At 52.0% G+C, this 246-nt stretch carries 1 protein-coding gene; it reads right to left on the bottom strand.

The genetic code is table 11. The features are described from left to right. Positions 1-219 (bottom strand): hypothetical protein (locus tag ACEN88_RS35990; RefSeq protein ID WP_413347167.1); only part of this gene is annotated, 219 nt, incomplete at its 3' end. Positions 220-246 lie beyond the last annotated feature (27 nt).

Below are 246 nucleotides of genomic sequence, written 5' to 3'. Positions count from 1 at the left end.
CTGCATGTAGCTGTTGCCGGCGAAGTGGTTGCCCATCATGCTCCCGCTCATGTTGAGCTCAGAGGGGTTGATGCCATTGGCATTCTCGTGCCCAGCGAACTGAGCGTTAGCGTATTGGTGGTTCATGTCAAGGCCGTTGTGACCGAGGAAGCGTTGGTTGAAAGACATCTCGTCGACTTCTTCTTTAATGTATGGTTGAGGTGATCCTGTGCCAGTCATGTTGAAGATATCAGCGTCTAGCACGTC

Origin of the sequence: Massilia sp. CT11-108, from assembly GCF_047302915.1 — a bacterium.
GTDB lineage: Bacteria > Pseudomonadota > Gammaproteobacteria > Burkholderiales > Burkholderiaceae_D > Telluria > Telluria orientalis.
This window is presented reverse-complemented; position numbering and strand designations above follow the sequence as displayed.